The organism is Thiomonas intermedia (assembly GCF_002028405.1).
In the GTDB taxonomy this organism is placed as follows: domain Bacteria; phylum Pseudomonadota; class Gammaproteobacteria; order Burkholderiales; family Burkholderiaceae_C; genus Thiomonas; species Thiomonas intermedia.
This window is the reverse complement of sequence record NZ_CP020046.1, coordinates 812981-831661: the sequence shown is the minus strand read 5'-3', so window position 1 is coordinate 831661 and position 18681 is coordinate 812981. Positions and strand designations below refer to the sequence as shown.

The following is an 18681-nucleotide window of genomic DNA, read 5'->3' as shown; positions in this document are numbered from 1 at the left end:
TATGGGGTGATGGCCCGAAAAATCTGGTGTTTCAGACAGGATCTCACGCATTCCCGGTTGACTTTCCTCTTTCTGGCGGAGCTGGACGATGATGGTTTCCTTGCCCCGGCGTGTGCGCGTCGGGCTGTTGACGAGTGCCTGTCTCTACATGATGGGTGGTTGGGCGCTGGCCCAGGCCCAGGCCCAGGCCGACACGCTGGATTTCCGCCAGGCGGTGGATGTCGCGCTCAGGCAAAACCCGGATCTGCTCGGGGTGCAGGCGCAGATGGCACAGGCGCGGGCCGGCATTGCGCAGGCCGAGGGCGCCAGGCTGCCGAAGATCACGGTGTCGGCCGGCGTCACCCGCACGAATGACGCGCTCAATGCCTTCGGCATCAAGCTGTCGCAGCGGCAGGCGACGTTCAATGATTTTGGCGCCAATCAGTTTCTCGGGCCGCAGTCGCTCGGGGTTGCGCCCGACAATCTCAACTATCCCGGCGCGGTCAACAACTTCAACACCCGCATCGAGGCTCAGCTGCCGCTCTACACCGGCGGAAAACTGCAGGGTTACATGCAACAGGCGCGGTCGATGCTGATGGCGGCTCAGGCCGGCGACCAGGCGGCCCGGCAGCAGATCATTTATCACGCGCTGCAGGCCTATGACGGGGTCTATACCGCACGGGCTTTCCAGGGCGTTGCGGCCAAGGCACTCGAGGCCTCGCAAAGCCAGGTCAAGACGGTCGACAGCCTGCTCAAGCAGGGCGTGGTGATCAAGAGCGACCTGCTTTCGGCGCAGGTCCATCTGGAAGAGGTGAAGCTGCAGCAGGATCAGGCTGCCAATATGGAGGCGCAGGCCATGGACGGCTTGCATGTGGTGCTGGGCATGCCCTTGAACCAGGCCCTCAGTCTGGGCCCGGAGGTTGGGGTGTCGATGCCCGAAGGCGACCCGGACGCCTGGGTCGGCCAGGCCATGGCCCGCAATCCTCAGATTCAGGCGCTGCAACATCAGATCGCCGCGGCCAACGGCAAGGTTGAGGTGGCGCGCGCCGACCGCTATCCGCAGATCGGGGCCATGGCGCGCTACGACACCAACGACCCCAACGCCGGGTTCGAGTCGCGCAGCTACACCGTGGGCGCCCAGTTGAGCTGGACGATCTTCGACGGTGGGGTGACCCGCCATGCCGTCGATCAGGCCGTGGCGCAGCGCATGGAGCTGCAGGCCAGACTCCAGAGCGCGCAAAACCAGCTCGGCATGCAGGTTCAGGACAGTTACCGCAAGGCCGTGGATGCCGCCCATCAGGCGAAGATCCGTGAACTGGCCGTCATGCAGGCCGACGAAGCCGCGCGCATCGTCAACAGGCGCTATGCCGACGGCGTGGGCACCCTGGTGGAGGTGCAGGGCGCACAGGCGCAGCTCGACAAGGCGCGGGCCGATCTGATTCTGGCCAGGCAGCAGGTCAACCTGCAGCGGGCAGCGCTGCGCCTGGCGCTTGGAGACCTCTCGATCGAGGCCATCCAGCCCCTTCAGCCGGCCGCGCAAGTCGCACAACCCCCGACGCCCGCGCCCGGTGCCAGCAAGCCTTGAACCCCATGACCTGGACCTGTGAGCGCTGCCGTCCCTCGACGGCCCCTTGAACTGGCCTCCTGATCTGTAAACGCATTCCGATCTTTCTCGCATGACTGCCATGAACCCTTCCGTCCTGCCTCTGCTGCGCCGTGCTCCCCTGGCGCTTGTGTTGTCCACGGCGCTGTTGTCGGCCTGTGGCCACCAGACCGACACGGCGCAAACGCCGGTTGCCCCGCGCGTCGTTGCGGCGCAAACCCTCAAGCTGGCGTCGAGCGATCAGCAGAATCTCACGCTGCTGTCGGGTACGGTGATGGCGAGCAATCAGGTGCAGGTGGCCTCGCGCCTCATGGGCTATATCCGCACCCTCACGGTCAAGGAAGGGCAGACGGTGAAGGCCGGAGAACTGCTGTTCCAGGTTGATCCCACCGACATCCAGGGGCAGGTGGCGCAGGCTAGAGCCGGGCTGGCCCAGGCCCAGGCCAATCTGGCCAACGCCAAGGCCGACTACGAGCGCTTCGGCAATCTGTACAAAGAGCAGGCGATTCCGAAGCAGCAGTGGGATCAGATCCAGTTGCGCTATCAGGTTGCTCAAGAGCAGGTCGCGGCGGCGCAGGCCGGCTATGGCACGGCCTCGGCCCAGATGCGCTACTCCTCGGTCACCTCGCCGATCTCGGGTGTGGTGGTGCAGAAGATGGCGAACCAGGGCGATCTGGCCGCGCCCGGCCGTCCGGTGTTGGTGATTGAAGGGCAAGGCAAGCTGCAGGTCGGCACCCAGGTGCCCGGCGAGGTGTTCGCCAAGATCAAGGTCGGTGACAAGGTGCAGGTCGTCGCCCATGGCAAGACCCTGCAGGGCACCATCGCCCAGGCGGTGCCGGTAGCCGATCCGATGAGCCATACCCACACCGTCAAGATCGACCTGCCCGCCGATGCCGGGCTGGACAGCGGCAGCTTCGTTCGCGTGGGCTTTGCCGTGGGCAGTTCGCCGCAGCTGCGCGTGCCGCTGAGCGCGGTGGTCGATCGCGCCGGCATGACCGGCGTGTTCGTGGTGGACAAGGACGGCATCGCGCATTTCCGCCTGGTCCGTCTCGGCGCCGAGCTGGGCACCGAGGTCGAGATTCAGGCTGGCTTGAATGCGGATGACACCGTGGTCACCAGCAATCTGTCCGCGGTGGAAAACGGCGTGAAGATCGGCGGAGGCAACCGTGGCTGAACATGCGGCTCCCATGAATAGCGCGGGCAAGCTGGCCCGCGCCTTCATCGAATCGAAAATCACCGCCCTGATCATGGTCGGTCTCACCCTTGCCGGGGTGTTGGCCTTGTTGATCACGCCGCGCGAATACAACCCGCAGATCGTGGTGCCGGCGGCGAACATCATCGTCGCCAAGCCGGGTGCCGGGCCGCAGGAGATCCAGAATCTGGTGGTCAAGCCGCTCGAAGCCATCATGGCCTCGATGTCTGGCGTCGATCACACCTATGGCTATGCGACCAACGATTTCGGCGTGGTCACGGTGCAGTTCAAGGTGGGCGAAGATCAGGAGAAAAGCCTGGTCAAGATGTACAACCAGTTGATGCAGAACCTCGACCGCATCCCTCCCGGGGCGATGCAGCCGGTGATCAAGCCGATCAACGTGGACGACGTGCCCATCCTCACGCTCACGCTCTCCTCGGCCACGATGAATGGCATGCAGCTGCGCGATGTCGGTGAGAAGGTGCTGGCCCATCTGCGCAATGTGCCCGGAGTGTCGTTCACCGAAGTGGTGGGCGGCGCGCCTCGCGCCGTGAACGTGGCGATTTCGCCAAGCAAGCTGGCGGCCGCCGGCATTCCGCTCGAACAGCTCGACAAGATTCTTCAGGGCAGCAATGCGGCAGCGCCCATCGGCAACCTGGTCGACGGCAACAAGGTCACCCCGGTGCGCATCGACAGCTTCCTCGGCAATGCGCAGCAGGTGGGCGACATCCTGATCGGCGCGCCTGGCGGCAAGCCGGTCTATCTGAAGGATGTGGCCAAGGTCACCGAGGGCCCCGAGCAGGTCGACGATCTTTCGCACTTCGCCTGGGGCATGGCCGCCAAGGGCAAGCCGCAGGGCCAGGAGATGAGCGCGGTCACGCTGGCCATCGCCAAGAAATCGGGCACGAACGCCGTGGTCGTGGTGCATGACGTGTTGAGCAAGCTCGGCGAGATCGAGAGCTATGCCCTGCCGCAGGGGGTGCATGTCACCATCACCCGCGACGACGGGCATAAGGCCAACGAGGCGGTGAACACGCTGGTGGAGCATCTGGGCATCGCCATCGTCAGCGTGTCGCTGCTGCTGTGGTTCTTCCTCGGCTGGCGCGAGGCCGGCATTGTCACGCTCACCGTGCCGCTGACGCTGTTCGCTGTGCTGACGGTGGACCTGATCGTTGGCCAGACCATCAACCGCATCACCCTGTTCGCGCTCATCCTCTCGCTGGGCCTGCTGGTCGATGGCGCCATCGTCGTCATCGAGAACATCCACCGTCACCTGCATGGCGGGCCGGTCAAGAACTTCAACCGCACCGTGGTGCTGGCGACCAACGAGATCGGCAATCCCACCAATATGGCCACGCTGGCCGTGATTCTGGCCTTCATTCCCATGGCGTTCGTCAGCGGCATGATGGGGCCGTTCATGCGCCCCATCCCCATCAATGTGCCTGTGGCCATGATCGCCTCGCTCATCCTGGCCTACACCGTGGTGCCCTGGGCGGCGCGCGTCTGGCTGAGCAAGAAGGCCGCGCGCGAAGCCCTGGCGCACAGCGCCAGCCTGGAAGGCGAGGGGGCGCACAAGCAGGACAAGCTGCATTCGGCCTATCTGAAGCTCATCGAGCCGATGTTGCGCAGCCGCACCCGGCGCAACCTCATGTTCCTCGCGGTGCTGGTGCTGCTCATCGCGGCCATGCTCATGCCGGCCTGGCAGTTCGTTCGGCCTTCGGGCATGAACGGGCCTTTGTCGGCGCTGGGCGTCGAGCTCAAGATGCTGCCCAACGACAATACCAATACCTTCCTGGTGCAGATCGACACGCCCGCGGGTTCTACCCTTGAGCGCACCGACCAGGTGGCGCGCGCAGTCGGTGACGTGCTTGGCACCAATCCTTATGTGGTGGACTACCAGACCTTCGTCGGTCAGGCGGCGCCGATCGACTTCGCATCGCTGGTGCGCGGCGACATGCTCAAGCGGGGCGACAACTTCGCGCAGATTCGCGTCAACCTGGTGGGCAAGGCCGAGCGTTCGGTCGAGTCGCACGAAATCGTTCAGAAGCTCTACGACCAACTGGCCCCGGTGCGCGCGCGCTTCCCCGCAACCTTCATCAAACTGTTCGAGACGCCGCCCGGGCCGCCGGTGCGCGCGCAGGTGATGGCCGAGTTGTATGGGCCGAACTACGACACCCTGCGTTCCTCTGCCAAAGACGTGCTGGGCGATTTCGACAAGGTCTACGGCCTGATGAATCAGGACGATTCCGTCACCGCGACGACCTCGGAATACCGCATCAGGATCGATCGGCAGAAGGCCGCGATGTCGGGCATCGTGCCGGGGCAGGTCATCCAGTTGCTGCACAACTATGTCTCGGGTCTGAAGGTGGGCGCGGTGCATGACGGCAACGCGCTGGAGCCGGTCAACATCATCGTGCGCGTGCCGCGCGCCGATCGCCAGAGCCCGCAGCAACTGCTCGACGTGCCGCTGCAGAACGCCCAGGGCAAGATCATTCCGCTGTCCAGCATTGCCACGGTGGAGAAGGCCACGCTGGCCAAACCCATCTACACCCGCGACCAGCATCCGGTGGTCTATGTCGGCGGGGAGATGATTCATTCCAGCCCGGTGTACGCCACGCTGAGCCTGAACTCGATGCTCGACGGCAAGAAGCTGGCCAACGGCACCACCTTCACCACCGGCAACCTCGGCTTCACCGAGACGCCGGCCAGCGATCTCAAGGGCTACCAGTTGCTCTGGGGCGGCGAGATGCGCCTGACGCTCGACGTTTTCCGCGATCTGGGCGCGGCCTTCATGGTGGCGCTGGTGTTCATCTACCTGCTGCTGGTGGCGTATTACAAGTCCTTCATGCTGCCGCTCATCGTGATGGGGGCGATTCCGCTGACCCTGATCGGCGTATTCCCCGGACACTGGCTGACGCACCAGTCGTTCACCGCCACCTCGATGATCGGTGTCATCGCGCTGGCCGGGGTCGTGGTGCGCAATTCGCTGCTGCTGATCGACTTCATTCTCGACTACCGGGCCCGCGGCTACAGCCTGCAGGAATCGGTCGCCCAGGCGGGGGCCGTACGCCTTCGGCCCATTCTGCTCACGGCGCTGGCCATCATGTTCGGTTCGGCCATCATGGTGTCCGATCCGGTGTTCGGCGGGCTGGCCGTGTCATTGATCTTCGGCACCCTGCTGTCGACCATCCTCACCCTGATCGTCATCCCTCTGCTCTACTACGTCTGGCAGATCCGGGTGAAGCCGAAGGCGCCTCCCAAGGCCCCTGCTGCACCGGCCGAACCTGCGCGGACAGCCTGATCAGTGCGTCTCACCGTTCCCGATATTCACAACCTTGGAGATTTTGAAATGACTGTTGAACGCTACATCCGTGTGATTGCCGGCACGTTCGTCCTGCTCTCGGTTCTGCTGGGCGCGCCTGCCAGCCCGATCTATGTGTCGCAATGGTTCCTGCTGTTCACCGCCTTCGTGGGTGCGAATCTGCTGCAGTTCGGTTTCACCAATCTGTGCCCGCTCGGGTTCATCCTGCGCAAACTGGGCGTGCCCGATTCCAAAGCCAACTGCTGCGGCTGATCGGGCGATGTGATGGCTCGTGCGACCCGGCCCTGGCTCAAATTTCTCGCCCCCGGCTGGTTCGCCGTGGTTCTCGGCTGGGGCGGGCTGGCGCTGGCCTGGCATCAAGCCACGGTCCTGCTGGGCGAGCCCGCGGCCGTGATCTCCCAGGTGCTGGGTTGGGCCGCCATCGCTGCGCTGGCCTTGCTCGTGGTGCTTGCCGTGATCAGGGCGTATCGGTACGGCGGGGAGTGGCTGGCCGATGTACGGCATCCCGTGCGTCACCCCTTGCTGGCCTTGCTTCCCATGTCCATGTTGGTGATTGCAGGGTTCGCCGTGCAGGTTCTGGAGGCGGACAACGTCTGGATGGACGGATTCTGGATGCTGGGTGCAACGGGTCAGCTTGCGGCGACAGTCTGGGTCTTTCACCGGTTGCGTCTGAGCGCCGCCACCGAAAAAGGGCCGAATTGGGCTGGGGTCACACCCGCGCTGTTTCTGGCTGCGGCCGGCAATGTCGTGGTGCCCTACGCCGGCATGGCGCTCGGATTCCAGATATGGTCCGTGGCGCAGTGGGCCATCGGAGCCTTTTTCTTTCTGATCGTGCAGGGCTTGTTCATGGTGCGCGTCGCGTCGTTCGGCATGTTGCCGCGCCGGCTGCTTCCCATGGTGTTCATCAGTATTGCGCCGCCGGCCGCGGGCGGCCTGGGGCTGGCACAGATCGGTGCGCCGGTCGAAGCGCTTGAAGGGGCCTGGGGCATTGCGTTCTTTTTTGTGTTGCTGAGCTTTCTGTCCTTCAAGGCGATGATGCAGGAGGCCTTCACCATCGGTCACTGGGCGCTGTCCTTTCCGCTCGCCGCCTTTGCCGGCCTGTCGATGCATCTCGCCCTGGCCACCCAGAGCGGAGGAATGCAGACGTTCGCCATCCTCGCACTGGCGCTGGCCTCGGTGGTGATCGGTTGGCTGACCCTGGCGACGGCCCGGGGATTGCGCGACGGGTCGTTGCTGGCACCGGAGCCCGTGGCGCTGATTCATTCGGCCTGAACGGCTGCCGCGCGAGGATGAAGGATTGATGAGCTCGCCTATGATGGAGACGATTGGATGAAGCGCAGTACCAAGATCCCACAGATTCCCGGAGCCATCACCATGTCAGTTCTGACCAACGAAGCCTCTCGCACGGACATTCTCAATCGTCTCAAACGCGCCGAGGGCCAGATGCGGGGCGTGCAGCGCATGATCGAAGAGGGTGAGCCCTGTCTCAAGGTGGCGCAGCAGCTCTCGGCGGTGCGCAAGGCGCTCGACAGTACCTTCGTGCGCATGACCGTGTGCTACCTCGAACAGGAACTCGACGGACGTTTGGAACACACCGAGAGCGGCGAGCAACCCAAGCTCAGCGCCATGCTCGACGAGGTCGAAACCCTGCTGGCGCGCATGGCCTGAGTGTTTTCACGGCACGGCGGCCTCGATGATGCCGCCACCCAGGCAGACCTCGCCGTCATACAGCACGGCCGACTGCCCTGGGGTGACGGCCCATTGGGGGGCGTCGAAATCCAGACCAAACGGCTCGTTCGAGCCGCCATGAAAGCGGCAAGCCGCATCGACCTGGCGATACCGCGTCTTGGCGCCATAGGAGACACCGGCTTCTTCGGGTGAATGACCCGCCACCCAGCTGGCCGACAAGGCGCGCAACCCACGGCTTTGCAGCAGCGGATGATCGTGTCCCTGCACCACGATGAGCTGATTGCGCTCCAGATCCTTGGCGGCGACGAACCAGGGTTCGCCATTGCCGCTCTGGCTGCCGCCCAGGCCGATGCCCTTGCGCTGTCCCAGGGTGTAAAACGCCAGTCCGATGTGGTGGCCCACAGTCTTGCCCTCGGGAGTTTTCATCGGCCCAGGCTGGGTGGGCAGGTAGCGGTTGAGAAAGTCGCGAAACGGGCGCTCGCCGATGAAGCAGATGCCGGTGGAGTCTTTCTTGCGGGCGTTGTGCAGGCCAATCTCCGAGGCGATGGCGCGCACCTCGGACTTGTGCAATTCGCCCACCGGGAACAGCGTGCGCGCAAGCTGGGCCTGATTGAGGCGATGGAGAAAATAACTCTGGTCTTTCGAGGCGTCCAGGCCGCGCAGCAGTTCGAACCCACGGCGGCCTTCGCGCACCCTTGCATAGTGGCCGGTGGCGATGTGGTCTGCGCCAAGACGCATGGCGTGGTCGAGAAAGGCCTTGAACTTGATCTCGGCGTTGCACAGCACGTCCGGGTTGGGCGTGCGCCCGGCGGCGTATTCACGCAGGAACTCGGCGAACACGCGCTCTTTGTATTCGGTCGAGAAATTTACCGCCTCGATGTCGATGCCGATGCGGTCGGCCACGCTGGCGGCGTCGAGCCAGTCCTGGCGCGTGGAACAGTATTCGCTGTCATCGTCGTCCTCCCAGTTTTTCATGAACAGGCCAACGACCGTATAGCCCTGCTGTTTGAGCAGCCAGGCGGAAACGGAGGAATCGACACCGCCGGAAAGGCCGACCACGACGGTGCCGCGAGAAGAAGTCGTCATTCCCAAATTGTAGAAAGCGAAACCGCTCAGGCGTACACGCCAGGATCGGTGGCGACCAGATGCAGGGGATAGCGCTGCCCGCTCAGGTAATCCTCCACACATCGCAGCACCAGGGGGCTGCGATGCCGGTGGGCGCTGGCCCGGATGGCGTCGGCATCCATCCAGAGCGTGCGCACGATGCCCTCGTCCAGCTTGCGCTCGACGTCGGCCTCGGACACCTCGCCACAGAAGGCCAGACGCAAATAGCTCACATCCTGGCTGTCCCGCCGGGTACGCGACAGATAGACGCCCACCAGGCCGCTCGGCGTGAACGCCCGGCCGGTCTCTTCCAGCGCCTCGCGGATGACGGCCTGCTGCGGGCTTTCTCCGATTTCCAGGTGGCCGGCGGGCTGATTCAGCCGAAGCCCGTCCTGCGTGTGCTCCTCCACGAGCAGAAAACGTCCCGCCTGTTCGATGATGGCGGCAACGGTCACGCGCGGGCGCGCAGAAAGATGGGCTTGCATGAGGAGAATCGGTGAGGGGAAATGGAATGCTTCTGGGGGTATTAAGAAAGGCAAAAGAGATTTCCAGATGTACGTAAATTGCGCAGGAGCAATCTTAGGGAAAACGCGAGATAATGCCGTGTTCGCTTCCATGGCTCAAACAAGCCGATGGGGCGCGAGTGAGGGGGGCTGAAACAACGTCGTGTTCGTGCTGCGTTCACGCCCCGACAGAGCAGACTTCAAAGGAGAGACTCCATGCGTATCGGCATTCCGGCAGAAACTTTGGCCGGCGAAGCCCGTGTTGCAGCAACACCGGAAACAGTCAAGAAATTCATCGCCCAGGGGCACACCGTCGTGGTACAGGCTGATGCTGGCCTGCGCGCAGATGCCCCGGACGCAGATTACATCGCCGTGGGCGCCACCATCGCCAGCCGGGACGAAGCTTTCGCAGCCGACATGGTGCTCAAGGTTCGCCCCCCCACAGCCGAGGAGATCGGGCTGATGAAGCCTGCCACCGTGCTGGTCGGCATGCTCGATCCGTTCAATACCGACGGGCTCCAGGCCATGACAGCGGCGGGCCTGACGGCGTTTGCCCTCGAAGCCGCGCCGCGCACCTCGCGCGCGCAGAGCATGGACGTGCTGTCCAGCCAGGCCAATATCGGCGGGTACAAGGCCGTGATCCTCGCCGCCAATCGCTACCAGCGCTTCATGCCGATGCTGATGACGGCGGCCGGTACGGTCAAGGCCGCGCGGGTGGTGATTCTCGGGGCGGGCGTGGCGGGTCTGCAGGCCATCGCCACGGCCAAGCGCCTGGGGGCGGTCATCGAGGCATCGGACGTGCGCCCGGCGGTGAAGGAGCAGGTGGAATCCCTGGGGGCGAAATTCATCGATGTGCCGTTTGAAACCGATGAGGAGCGCGATATTGCGCAAGGCGTGGGGGGTTATGCGCGGCCCATGCCCGCAAGCTGGATGCAACGCCAGTCGGCCATGGTCGCCGAGCGGATCAAACAGGCGAATGTGGTGATTTCCACCGCGCTCATTCCCGGTCGCCGCGCGCCCGTATTGATTACCGAGGACATGGTCCGATCGATGAAGCCGGGCTCGGTGATTGTCGATATGGCCGCCGCCCAGGGCGGGAATTGTCCACTGACCGAAGCCGACAAAGTCGTGGTCAAACATGGCGTCACCCTGGTGGGTGAAACCAATCTGCCCGCCCTTGTCGCCGCGGATGCTTCGGCCCTGTATGCGCGCAATGTGCTGGATTTCCTGAAACTGGTGTTCGACAAGGAAAAGGGCTTTGTGGTGAATATGGAAGATGACATCGTTGCCGCCTGCCTGATGTGCCGCGATGGACAGTTGCTGCGCAAGGCTGCTTGAGTTCCTGTCACGTCAATCATTTTCATCCGGAACAAGGACTGAACCATGCATGAAATCTCTCCCCTGGTGATCAACCTCACCATTTTTGTTTTGGCGATCTATGTGGGCTATCACGTGGTGTGGAATGTCACGCCGGCCTTGCACACGCCGTTGATGGCTGTGACCAATGCCATTTCCGCCATCATCATTGTGGGCGCCATGCTGGCGGCGGCATTGACCGTCACCCCGCTGGGCAAGGTGATGGGCACGCTCGCGGTTGCTCTGGCCGCGGTGAATGTCTTCGGCGGTTTTCTCGTGACGCGGCGCATGCTGGCCATGTTCAAGAAGAAAACGGCCGAGAAGAAGTAAGTAAACCATCCCGACGATCGACGACGTTTCTCGCCGCGCGATGAACCCGGCTCACTGTGTTTGGGCGATCGGCCGGTGACGCGCAGCACCAAGGACTCCATTTATGACACTCAGCATGAATCTCGTGACCCTGCTGTATTTGCTCGCAGCAGTGTTTTTCATTCAGGCGCTCAAGGGTTTGTCACACCCGACCACGAGCCGCCGCGGCAATGTTTTCGGCATGGTAGGCATGGCCATTGCGGTCGTCACCACCGTGGCCCTGATCATCAAGATCGGTGGGGATGCCGGCGCGCTTGGGCTCGGTTATGTGCTCCTGGGCCTGGTCATCGGTGGCGGCATAGGCGCCGTGATGGCCAACCGTGTCGAGATGACCAAAATGCCCGAGCTCGTTGCCTTCATGCACAGCATGATTGGCCTGGCGGCCGTGTTCATCGCGGTGGCGGCGGTGGCCGAGCCGCATGCGTTCGGCATCGTCCAGGCGGCTGGCGATCCGCTGCCTCCGGGCAACCGCATCGAGCTGTTCATCGGCACCATCATCGGTGCGGTGACGTTCAGCGGCTCGGTGATTGCGTTCGGCAAACTGTCCGGGCGCTACAAATTCCGTCTGTTTCAGGGCGCTCCGGTGCGCTTCCCGGCCCAGCATTGGGTGAATCTGGTGATCGGCCTTGCGGCGATTGCCTGCGGTATTGCCTTTTTCACCACGTTGTCGTGGACGCCTTTCCTCATCATGATGGCTCTGGCCTTTGTACTGGGCGTGCTGATCATTATCCCGATCGGTGGCGCCGACATGCCGGTGGTGGTGTCGATGCTCAACAGTTATTCCGGCTGGGCTGCGGCAGGTATCGGATTTTCGCTTGAAAACAATATGCTCATCATCGCGGGCTCGCTGGTGGGATCGTCAGGTGCGATTCTGAGCTACATCATGTGCAAGGCGATGAACCGCTCGTTCATCAGCGTGATTCTCGGTGGATTCGGGGCTGAGACCTCGTCGGCCGCAGCCCAGACGCAGCAGCGCGCGGTGAAGTCGGGCAGCCCGGACGACGCCGCCTTTCTGCTTTCCAATGCGGAAACCGTCATCATCGTCCCCGGTTATGGCCTGGCCGTGGCCCGGGCGCAGCATGCCGTGAAGGAGTTGGCGCAGAAACTCACCGAGCATGGCGTGAAGGTGCAATATGCGATTCATCCGGTGGCGGGGCGCATGCCGGGCCATATGAACGTGCTGCTGGCCGAAGCCGAGGTGCCGTATGACCAGGTGTTTGAAATGGATGACATCAATCCGGAATTCGGACAGGCCGATGTTGCCGTGATTCTGGGGGCCAATGACGTGGTCAACCCGGCGGCGAAGACCGATCCCAAATCGCCCATTGCCGGTATGCCGATTCTTGAGGCCTACAAGGCGAAGACCGTTATTGTGAACAAGCGCTCCATGGCTGCGGGTTATGCGGGGCTTGATAACGAACTGTTTTACATGGACAAGACCATGATGGTGTTCGGCGATGCGAAAAAAGTGGTTGAAGATATCACCAAGGCCATCGAGTGACTTCTTGATTCAATGAGTCCGTTTTTAATAAGCCCGCTTCTCGCGGGCTTTTTTATTTTTATTTTTGTCGTATGATGGTCTGCGTTTGAAATTTCAACACAGGAGAAGATGCGAATGGCCACGTATAAAGAATTGCAATCCCAGATTGAGGCCCTGAAGCAGCAGGCCGAAGCCCAGCGCAAGGCGGAGATCGCTGCGGTGGTGAGCGATATTCGCGCAAAGATGGATGAGTACGGCATTACCTTGGCAGATCTGGGTTCGCGTCGTGCGGGCGGGTCGGCCAAAGGTTCGACGGTTGCGCCGAAATATCGCAATGCGCAAACCGGAGAAACCTGGACGGGCCGTGGCAAGATGCCGCGCTGGCTTCAGAGCGCCGTCGACAGCGGCAAGAGCAAGGAATCCTTCCTGATCTGAACATCACGGAAATCTAGTTTCCGTGTTGCGGTAAAAGTCGCAACAAAATGACCGGGCCTGGCCCGGTTTTTTTATGCCCGGGCTTGCGTTCAGACATATTCGTTACAAATTGCGATGCAGACGGCGATCGAAAGGCGCGAGCATAGAGCCTGGGTCAGAACAAGAAGCCATGCCAATGAACGACATCAAGATTCCTATCTGGGCCGCACGCAGTGGATGGTGGGAGCGGTTGCAGCCGCACGAAAAGTCTCGCGTGGCATCCGAAGTGGGGTATCAAACCGTTCCTGCTGGGGAGGCGCTGCAACCCCTGGGAGAGCCGGCGCTGCATTGGGTGGGGCTGATGTCCGGGCTGGCGAAGTTCACGGTAACGTCGGCCAGCGGCAAGCCGTTGGTGTATTCCGGGATTGGGGCGGGCGGATGGTTCGGCGAGGGCACCCTGATGCGGCGAGGCGTGTGGCGCTACCAAGCGCAGGCCGTGCGCACTTGCGAATTGGCGCTGGTGCCGCGAGAGACCTTTCTCTGGCTGTTGGAGCGCAATATCGCTTTCAACCACTATTTGCTGCATCAGCTCAATGACCGGCTTGAGCTGATGACCTTGCAGGCTCTGGATGGTCAACCGGGCGGAGCGGAGTCGAGTGTCGCGCGTACCCTGAGGCATCTGTTTCACCCGCTTGCCGGTGCGAATGGTGGCGCCTTGCGGGTGACGCAGTCGGAGATCGGTCAATTGTGTCGCTTGTCGCGGCAGCGTGTGAATCAGGCCTTCCAGCGGCTGGAGGCGGATGGGGTGCTGCAGTTGCGTTACGGCGGAGTTGAAATCCTTGACGCTCAGCGCCTGCGGGCCTGGGAGTTTCGCGCCCCTGATTCCAAAGTCGTAGCCAGGCCGGCCGAGAGCCGTTGCTCCCCCGCCGTCGCCAGTAACGGCTAAACCTGTGCGCCGGGCTGAATCGGGTCGAGAGTCAGCGCCATCTCGGCGGAGCCGCCGGGGTGCGGCACCCGGGCATAAGGGGGTTTGGGCCACCGCCATCGGTTGGAGGGAAACAGGGCGCGCATGGCCAGAATGTCGCAGTGATAGGGCGGCCCCTGAATCCAGCCGTCTTGAGCGCCGGGCTTGGACGACTGCATGAACAGGGCAAACAGCCGACCTTGAGGCGCAAGCCACTGGTGCAGCCGTGCCGCGTAGGCAGTCCAATCGTCGGGGTAGAGCGCACACAGGCAGGTCTGCTCCCAGATGGCCTCGAATGGTTGCGGAGCATTCCACTGTCGCACATCCGTCTGGAGGACGGTTGCTTTCAGGCCCCGTTCACGCAGGCGCTGGGTCAGCAGATCGACGGCCTGTTCGGCATAGTCCAGCGCCGTGACCTCGAACCCGGCGGCCGCGAGGTGCAAGACTTCGTGGCCCGCGCCGCAGCCGGGCACCAGAATGCGGCAGGGCTGCAGCGTGGAGTCGGCAAGCCAGTGCAGGAGTTGAGGGTGGACGGCGCCACGGTCCCAGCCAGTGGTGTGGGTGCGAAAGCGTTCGTTCCAGAAATCAGCGGTTGGGCCAGGCATGGGGATGGGTTTTCTCGGGGCGATCAGGGAGGCGTCAGCAGGCATGGGCGGTACTCGGCGCCTTGCTCGGGAAATCCCTAGAATGGCGCGTTCCAACCCGTTTCCATGCCTGCCCGGTGTTTGGCGCTGCAAGGCGCATCGCCTAAGAGCAGACCTTCACGATCCTATGCCTGTTTCCTCCGCCCCTGCCATCGTTCAGATCGATTCGCTCGATTTTGGCTATGGCGAGCGCCTGATTCTGCGGCAGATCGACATGACCATCCATCGCGGGCAGGTCGTCGCGATCATGGGCGCCTCAGGAGGCGGGAAGACCACGCTGCTGCGACTGATCGGTGGGCAGGTCAAGCCGCAACGCGGCTCGGTGCGCTTTGAAGGCCAGGATCTGGCTGGCGCGTCGCAGGCGCAGATTTTCGCCATGCGTCGGCGCATGGGCATGCTGTTTCAGTTCGGGGCCTTGTTCACGGACATGACCGTTTTCGACAACGTGGCCTTCCCTTTGCGCGGGCACACCGATCTGCCGGAATCGATGATTCGCGATCTGGTGCTGATGAAGCTCAACGCGGTGGGCCTGCGCGGTGCGCGCGATCTGCTCCCGGCCGAACTTTCCGGAGGCATGGCGCGACGGGTGGCCATGGCGCGAGCCATCGCCCTCGATCCGGCGCTGGTGATGTATGACGAACCCTTTGCCGGTCTCGATCCCATCTCGCTGGGAATTTCAGCCCGTTTGATCCGCAGTCTCAACGACGCGCTGGGACTCACCAGCCTCGTGGTGTCGCACGACGTCGAAGTGACCTTCGACATTGCCGACCATGTCTATATTCTGGGCAATGGCAGCCTGATCGCACACGGTACGCCGCAACAGATGCGGGAGAGCACCGATCCGCTGGTGCACCAGTTCGTGCGGGGCGAGCCCGATGGCCCGGTGCATTTCCACTATCCGGCCGCAGCCCTCGACGATGATTTTCTGCGCCCGGCGGCGGCACGCAAGGAGCGGTCATGACGGTCGCCGACAAACTGGTCTCGATCGGGGCCGCGACCCGCCAATTGCTGGCCGACCTCGGATTTGCAGCGCGATTGTTCGGCCGACTGTTGCTCTTGGCGGGGCGCGTGTTCATGCGCCCCAGTCTGCTGATCCAGCAGATGTATTTTCTGGGCAATCTTTCGCTGGTCATCATTGCGGTCTCCGGCCTGTTCGTCGGTTTCGTGCTGGGGTTGCAGGGCTACTACACGCTGTCGCGTTACGGGTCGTCGAGCGCTCTGGGCGTGCTGGTGGCTCTTTCCCTGGTGAGGGAACTGGGCCCGGTCGTCACGGCGCTGTTGTTTGCGGGTCGCGCCGGCACTTCGCTGACGGCCGAGATCGGCTTGATGAAGGCTGGAGAGCAGATCGCAGCCATGGAAATGATGGCCGTCGATCCGGTGGTGCGGGTTTTGGCGCCGCGTTTCTGGGCCGGCGTCATCGCCATGCCGCTGTTGGCCGCAGTGTTCAGCGCGGTGGGCATTCTGGGCGGCTACGTCGTCGGCGTGGTGATGATCGGCGTCGATGCCGGTCAGTTCTGGTCGCAGATGCAAAGTGGCGTCGATGTGTTCAAGGATGTGGGCAACGGGGTGATCAAGAGCGTGGTCTTCGGACTGGCGGTCACCTTCGTCGCCTTGCTGCAGGGCTGGCGCAGCCAGCCCACGCCCGAAGGCGTCTCGCGCGCCACGACGCGTACTGTGGTCATCGCTTCGCTGTCGGTGCTGGCACTGGACTTTGTGCTGACCGCCATGATGTTCAGTACCTGAGGGCGGCTTGCCCTGGAGTTGTCGAAAATGAATCAACGAAAAATCGATCTGTGGGTAGGCATACTGGTGCTGCTGGGCGCGGCGGCTTTGCTGTTTCTGGCGCTCAAGGCGGGCAATCTCCTGCAGATCAATTGGGGTCCCACTTATGCGGTGACGGCGCGCTTCGACAATATCGGCGGCCTCAAGGCCGATGCGCCGGTCAAGAGCGCGGGCGTGGTGGTGGGGCGGGTGACCGCCATCGCCTTCGACAATCAGACCTTTCAGGCCGACGTCCACATGGCCATCGACCAGCGTTACCAATTCCCGGTGGATACCTCCGCCAAGATCCTGACGGCCGGATTGCTGGGCGACCAGTACATCGATTTCAGCCCGGGCGGCAGCGACAAAAATCTCACCAACGGCTCGGTCATCCGCAGCACGCAATCGGCCGTGGTGCTGGAGAACCTGATCGGTCAGTTCCTCTACAACAAGGCCGCGTCCAGTGGCGCAGGAGACAGCAAATGAAGCCTGCCGCACGTCTGCTGCCGCTGCTGGCGCTCGCCGTGCTGGGCGGATGCGCCACGCACAATCCGCAGGATCCGCTGGAACCCTACAACCGGGCGATGTTCACGATCAACGACAAGGTGGACCGCGCCGTGCTCAAACCCGTGGCCACGGGCTACAAGGACGTCACGCCCACGCCGATCCGCCATGGCGTCACGAATTTCTTCGGCAATCTTTCCGACGTATGGTCGATGGGCAACGATTTTCTGCAGGGCAACGTGCACGATGGCCTGAGCACCTTCATGCGCGTCGGCGTGAACACGGTCTTCGGCTTGTTTGGCACTCTCGACATCGCGACCGAGATGGGCATATACAAGCACCCCAACGATCTCGGCCTTACCCTGGCCCGCTGGGGCGTGGGCTCGGGGCCTTATGTGGTGCTGCCCTTCTTCGGCCCGAGTTCCGTGCGCGATGCCGCGGGCACCGGGGTCGCCCTCGCCTATGGACCGACGGCCCAGATCCAGCCGCCCAGCGCGAGCTACGGGGCGGTGGCGCTGAATCTGGTGAACACCCGCGCCAATCTGCTTGGCGCCTCCAATCTGTTCGATCAGATCGCGCTCGACCCTTACGTCTTTACCCGCAGTGCGTATGAACAGCGCCGCAAGTCGCAGGTCGAAGAGGTCCGTGAGCGCCCCATCATCGATCTGGGGCCGCCCAACCCTCTGTCCCAGTACAGCCACGGTGCAGACCGTGACAGCATTCTCGATGTTGCGTCCCAGCCGCCTGTCGCGACCGCGAGTGCGCCTGCAACCGATGCGGCCAAACCCTGACAGCCCCGATGTCATCTTCCGGGATGGCCGGGCGTTAACCGTTCACACTATGAGAACTGGAGAATCACCCATGCTAAGACGCACATTCATCGCCTTCTCCCTTTCCTCGGCTGTCCTGCTCGCCGGCATGTCGGGTTTCGCACAGGCTGCGGACGCGGTGACGCCGCCGCAGCTGATCGAGTCCATGTCCAACGAGATCATCCGCGACGTCCAGCAGGACCCCAAGCTGCGTTCGGGCAACCCCGAGATCGTGATGCAGTTCGTCGAGCAGAAGATTCTTCCCAACGTCGACTTCGAGAAGATCACCCAGAGTGCCGTGGGCCGTTACTGGCGTGAAGCGACCCCGACGCAGCGCACGGCGCTGGAGCAGCAGTTCAAGCAGTTGCTCGTCTACACCTACGCGGGTGCCGTCCGGCAGATCAAGGACCAGAAGGTCAAGATGCTGCCGTATCGCGAGCCCGCGAACGCCCAGGATGTGACGGTGCGTACGCGCGTGATCAACAACGGCGAACCCTTGCAGTTGGACTATCGCCTGGAGCAGACCTCGGGCGGCTGGAAGATCACCGATGTCAACGTCATGGGCATCTGGCTGGTCGACAACTACCGCAGCGTGTTCGCGCAGGAAATCGGTCAGAAGGGTATCGACGGCCTGATCGCCACGCTCAAGGAAAAGAACCAGTCCCTGGCCCAGACCAAGGCTGCGGGCTGAGTTGGAGGCCGCCATGCCGCTTTACGCCCTGCCTGCGGAGCTGACCTTCGATTCGGCGTCTGGAGTCAGGCGTCTTGCATTGGCGGCGTTGCGCACGCAGACGACGCCCTGGGCGGTCGATGCCGGGGCGCTGACGCATTTTGACTCTTCCGCGCTGGCCCTCCTGCTCGAGTTGCGCCGCGCCGCGCCTCAGGAGCAGCTCGACGTGCGCGCGGCTCCTGCACGGTTGAGCGATCTCGCGGCGGCTTACGGCCTGGAGTTTCTGTTCGACGCGGCTGCCGCGCATTCCTGATTTTC

Annotated in this window: 20 protein-coding genes; 17 read left to right on the top strand and 3 right to left on the bottom strand. The window is 63.0% G+C overall.

Features of this window, described 5'->3' with window-relative positions:
* Nucleotides 1–88: 88 nt before the first annotated feature.
* The 6 genes from BVH73_RS03860 to BVH73_RS03835 all read left to right on the top strand — a co-directional run bounded on the left by BVH73_RS03860 (nucleotide 89) and on the right by BVH73_RS03835 (nucleotide 7764).
* Complete coding sequence (locus tag BVH73_RS03860; protein WP_079416246.1) at nucleotides 89–1564, top strand: TolC family protein; 1476 nt, start codon at nucleotides 89–91, stop codon at nucleotides 1562–1564.
* Between the two features lie 100 nt (nucleotides 1565–1664).
* On the top strand, nucleotides 1665–2756 hold the full coding sequence (locus tag BVH73_RS03855) for an efflux RND transporter periplasmic adaptor subunit (RefSeq protein ID WP_245800402.1): 1092 nt from the start codon (nucleotides 1665–1667) through the stop codon (nucleotides 2754–2756).
* Nucleotides 2749–6075, top strand: a complete 3327-nt coding sequence (locus BVH73_RS03850; RefSeq protein WP_169836745.1) for an efflux RND transporter permease subunit — start codon at nucleotides 2749–2751, stop codon at nucleotides 6073–6075. The genes BVH73_RS03855 and BVH73_RS03850 overlap by 8 nt, the downstream gene beginning before the upstream one ends.
* A gap of 48 nt (nucleotides 6076–6123) precedes the next feature.
* Nucleotides 6124–6348 carry a YgaP family membrane protein gene (locus BVH73_RS03845; protein ID WP_079416240.1) on the top strand — a complete coding sequence of 75 codons (225 nt, stop codon included), beginning with the start codon at nucleotides 6124–6126 and terminating at the stop codon, nucleotides 6346–6348.
* Nucleotides 6349–6360: 12 nt separating this feature from the next.
* Complete coding sequence (locus BVH73_RS03840) at nucleotides 6361–7368, top strand: SLAC1 anion channel family protein (protein ID WP_079416238.1); 1008 nt, start codon at nucleotides 6361–6363, stop codon at nucleotides 7366–7368.
* Nucleotides 7369–7470: 102 nt separating this feature from the next.
* Nucleotides 7471–7764 (top strand): metal-sensing transcriptional repressor, encoded by a 294-nt coding sequence (locus BVH73_RS03835; RefSeq protein ID WP_079420310.1) that lies wholly within the window; start codon nucleotides 7471–7473, stop codon nucleotides 7762–7764.
* A 6-nt stretch (nucleotides 7765–7770) separates the two neighbouring features.
* Here the strand turns inward: BVH73_RS03835 and mnmA are convergent, their stop codons facing one another.
* Complete coding sequence (gene mnmA / locus BVH73_RS03830) at nucleotides 7771–8871, bottom strand: tRNA 2-thiouridine(34) synthase MnmA (protein WP_079416236.1); 1101 nt, start codon at nucleotides 8869–8871, stop codon at nucleotides 7771–7773.
* A gap of 26 nt (nucleotides 8872–8897) precedes the next feature.
* Nucleotides 8898–9374, bottom strand: coding sequence for an NUDIX hydrolase (locus tag BVH73_RS03825; RefSeq protein ID WP_079416234.1), 477 nt, complete (start codon nucleotides 9372–9374; stop codon nucleotides 8898–8900).
* Nucleotides 9375–9608: 234 nt separating this feature from the next.
* On the opposite strand from BVH73_RS03825, the gene BVH73_RS03820 reads away from it, so the two are divergent.
* The 5 genes from BVH73_RS03820 (at nucleotide 9609) to BVH73_RS03800 (ending at nucleotide 13957) form a co-directional block, all read left to right on the top strand.
* Nucleotides 9609–10730, top strand: a complete 1122-nt coding sequence (locus BVH73_RS03820) for a Re/Si-specific NAD(P)(+) transhydrogenase subunit alpha (RefSeq protein ID WP_079416232.1) — start codon at nucleotides 9609–9611, stop codon at nucleotides 10728–10730.
* 45 nt (nucleotides 10731–10775) lie between these two features.
* A complete protein-coding gene (locus tag BVH73_RS03815) occupies nucleotides 10776–11078 on the top strand; it encodes an NAD(P) transhydrogenase subunit alpha part 2 (RefSeq protein ID WP_079416230.1) in 303 nt (100 codons plus the stop codon).
* A gap of 103 nt (nucleotides 11079–11181) precedes the next feature.
* Entirely contained in the window at nucleotides 11182–12618 is a 1437-nt protein-coding gene (locus BVH73_RS03810; protein ID WP_079416228.1) for an NAD(P)(+) transhydrogenase (Re/Si-specific) subunit beta, read from the top strand.
* A 108-nt stretch (nucleotides 12619–12726) separates the two neighbouring features.
* Nucleotides 12727–13032, top strand: coding sequence for an H-NS histone family protein (locus BVH73_RS03805; protein WP_425444130.1), 306 nt, complete (start codon nucleotides 12727–12729; stop codon nucleotides 13030–13032).
* Nucleotides 13033–13207: 175 nt separating this feature from the next.
* Nucleotides 13208–13957, top strand: a complete 750-nt coding sequence (locus BVH73_RS03800) for a Crp/Fnr family transcriptional regulator (RefSeq protein ID WP_154048417.1) — start codon at nucleotides 13208–13210, stop codon at nucleotides 13955–13957.
* Here BVH73_RS03800 and BVH73_RS03795 read toward each other — a convergent pair.
* Nucleotides 13954–14580, bottom strand: coding sequence for a methyltransferase domain-containing protein (locus BVH73_RS03795; protein WP_079416222.1), 627 nt, complete (start codon nucleotides 14578–14580; stop codon nucleotides 13954–13956). The two genes, BVH73_RS03800 and BVH73_RS03795, sit on opposite strands and share 4 nt — an antisense overlap.
* A 166-nt stretch (nucleotides 14581–14746) precedes the next feature.
* On the opposite strand from BVH73_RS03795, the gene BVH73_RS03790 reads away from it, so the two are divergent.
* The 6 genes from BVH73_RS03790 (at nucleotide 14747) to BVH73_RS03765 (ending at nucleotide 18676) form a co-directional block, all read left to right on the top strand.
* Nucleotides 14747–15580 (top strand): ABC transporter ATP-binding protein, encoded by an 834-nt coding sequence (locus BVH73_RS03790; RefSeq protein WP_079416220.1) that lies wholly within the window; start codon nucleotides 14747–14749, stop codon nucleotides 15578–15580.
* Nucleotides 15577–16362, top strand: coding sequence for a lipid asymmetry maintenance ABC transporter permease subunit MlaE (mlaE, locus tag BVH73_RS03785; RefSeq protein WP_079416218.1), 786 nt, complete (start codon nucleotides 15577–15579; stop codon nucleotides 16360–16362). The genes BVH73_RS03790 and mlaE overlap by 4 nt, the downstream gene beginning before the upstream one ends.
* 27 nt (nucleotides 16363–16389) lie before the next feature.
* Nucleotides 16390–16866 (top strand): outer membrane lipid asymmetry maintenance protein MlaD, encoded by a 477-nt coding sequence (gene mlaD, locus BVH73_RS03780; protein WP_079416215.1) that lies wholly within the window; start codon nucleotides 16390–16392, stop codon nucleotides 16864–16866.
* Nucleotides 16863–17675, top strand: a complete 813-nt coding sequence (locus tag BVH73_RS03775) for an MlaA family lipoprotein (protein WP_079416213.1) — start codon at nucleotides 16863–16865, stop codon at nucleotides 17673–17675. Before mlaD ends, BVH73_RS03775 begins: the two co-directional genes overlap by 4 nt.
* 70 nt (nucleotides 17676–17745) lie before the next feature.
* Entirely contained in the window at nucleotides 17746–18384 is a 639-nt protein-coding gene (locus tag BVH73_RS03770) for an MlaC/ttg2D family ABC transporter substrate-binding protein (protein ID WP_079416211.1), read from the top strand.
* A gap of 13 nt (nucleotides 18385–18397) precedes the next feature.
* Nucleotides 18398–18676 carry an STAS domain-containing protein gene (locus BVH73_RS03765; protein ID WP_079420309.1) on the top strand — a complete coding sequence of 93 codons (279 nt, stop codon included), beginning with the start codon at nucleotides 18398–18400 and terminating at the stop codon, nucleotides 18674–18676.
* Nucleotides 18677–18681: the final 5 nt, after the last annotated feature.

Bases quoted from the DNA above. Each gene is read 5' to 3' on its own strand.
- BVH73_RS03815 (WP_079416230.1), top strand. From the start codon at position 10,776: ATGCATGAAATCTCTCCCCTGGTGATCAACCTCACCATTTTTGTTTTG.
- BVH73_RS03820 (WP_079416232.1), top strand. From the start codon at position 9,609: ATGCGTATCGGCATTCCGGCAGAAACTTTGGCCGGCGAAGCCCGTGTT.
- BVH73_RS03800 (WP_154048417.1), top strand. From the start codon at position 13,208: ATGAACGACATCAAGATTCCTATCTGGGCCGCACGCAGTGGATGGTGG.
- BVH73_RS03825 (WP_079416234.1), bottom strand. From the start codon at position 9,374: ATGCAAGCCCATCTTTCTGCGCGCCCGCGCGTGACCGTTGCCGCCATC.
- mlaE (WP_079416218.1), top strand. From the start codon at position 15,577: ATGACGGTCGCCGACAAACTGGTCTCGATCGGGGCCGCGACCCGCCAA.
- BVH73_RS03840 (WP_079416238.1), top strand. From the start codon at position 6,361: ATGGCTCGTGCGACCCGGCCCTGGCTCAAATTTCTCGCCCCCGGCTGG.
- BVH73_RS03765 (WP_079420309.1), top strand. From the start codon at position 18,398: ATGCCGCTTTACGCCCTGCCTGCGGAGCTGACCTTCGATTCGGCGTCT.
- BVH73_RS03855 (WP_245800402.1), top strand. From the start codon at position 1,665: ATGAACCCTTCCGTCCTGCCTCTGCTGCGCCGTGCTCCCCTGGCGCTT.
- BVH73_RS03835 (WP_079420310.1), top strand. From the start codon at position 7,471: ATGTCAGTTCTGACCAACGAAGCCTCTCGCACGGACATTCTCAATCGT.
- BVH73_RS03805 (WP_425444130.1), top strand. From the start codon at position 12,727: ATGCGAATGGCCACGTATAAAGAATTGCAATCCCAGATTGAGGCCCTG.
- BVH73_RS03790 (WP_079416220.1), top strand. From the start codon at position 14,747: ATGCCTGTTTCCTCCGCCCCTGCCATCGTTCAGATCGATTCGCTCGAT.
- mlaD (WP_079416215.1), top strand. From the start codon at position 16,390: ATGAATCAACGAAAAATCGATCTGTGGGTAGGCATACTGGTGCTGCTG.
- mnmA (WP_079416236.1), bottom strand. From the start codon at position 8,871: ATGACGACTTCTTCTCGCGGCACCGTCGTGGTCGGCCTTTCCGGCGGT.
- BVH73_RS03860 (WP_079416246.1), top strand. From the start codon at position 89: ATGATGGTTTCCTTGCCCCGGCGTGTGCGCGTCGGGCTGTTGACGAGT.
- BVH73_RS03845 (WP_079416240.1), top strand. From the start codon at position 6,124: ATGACTGTTGAACGCTACATCCGTGTGATTGCCGGCACGTTCGTCCTG.
- BVH73_RS03775 (WP_079416213.1), top strand. From the start codon at position 16,863: ATGAAGCCTGCCGCACGTCTGCTGCCGCTGCTGGCGCTCGCCGTGCTG.
- BVH73_RS03795 (WP_079416222.1), bottom strand. From the start codon at position 14,580: ATGCCTGGCCCAACCGCTGATTTCTGGAACGAACGCTTTCGCACCCAC.
- BVH73_RS03810 (WP_079416228.1), top strand. From the start codon at position 11,182: ATGACACTCAGCATGAATCTCGTGACCCTGCTGTATTTGCTCGCAGCA.
- BVH73_RS03770 (WP_079416211.1), top strand. From the start codon at position 17,746: ATGCTAAGACGCACATTCATCGCCTTCTCCCTTTCCTCGGCTGTCCTG.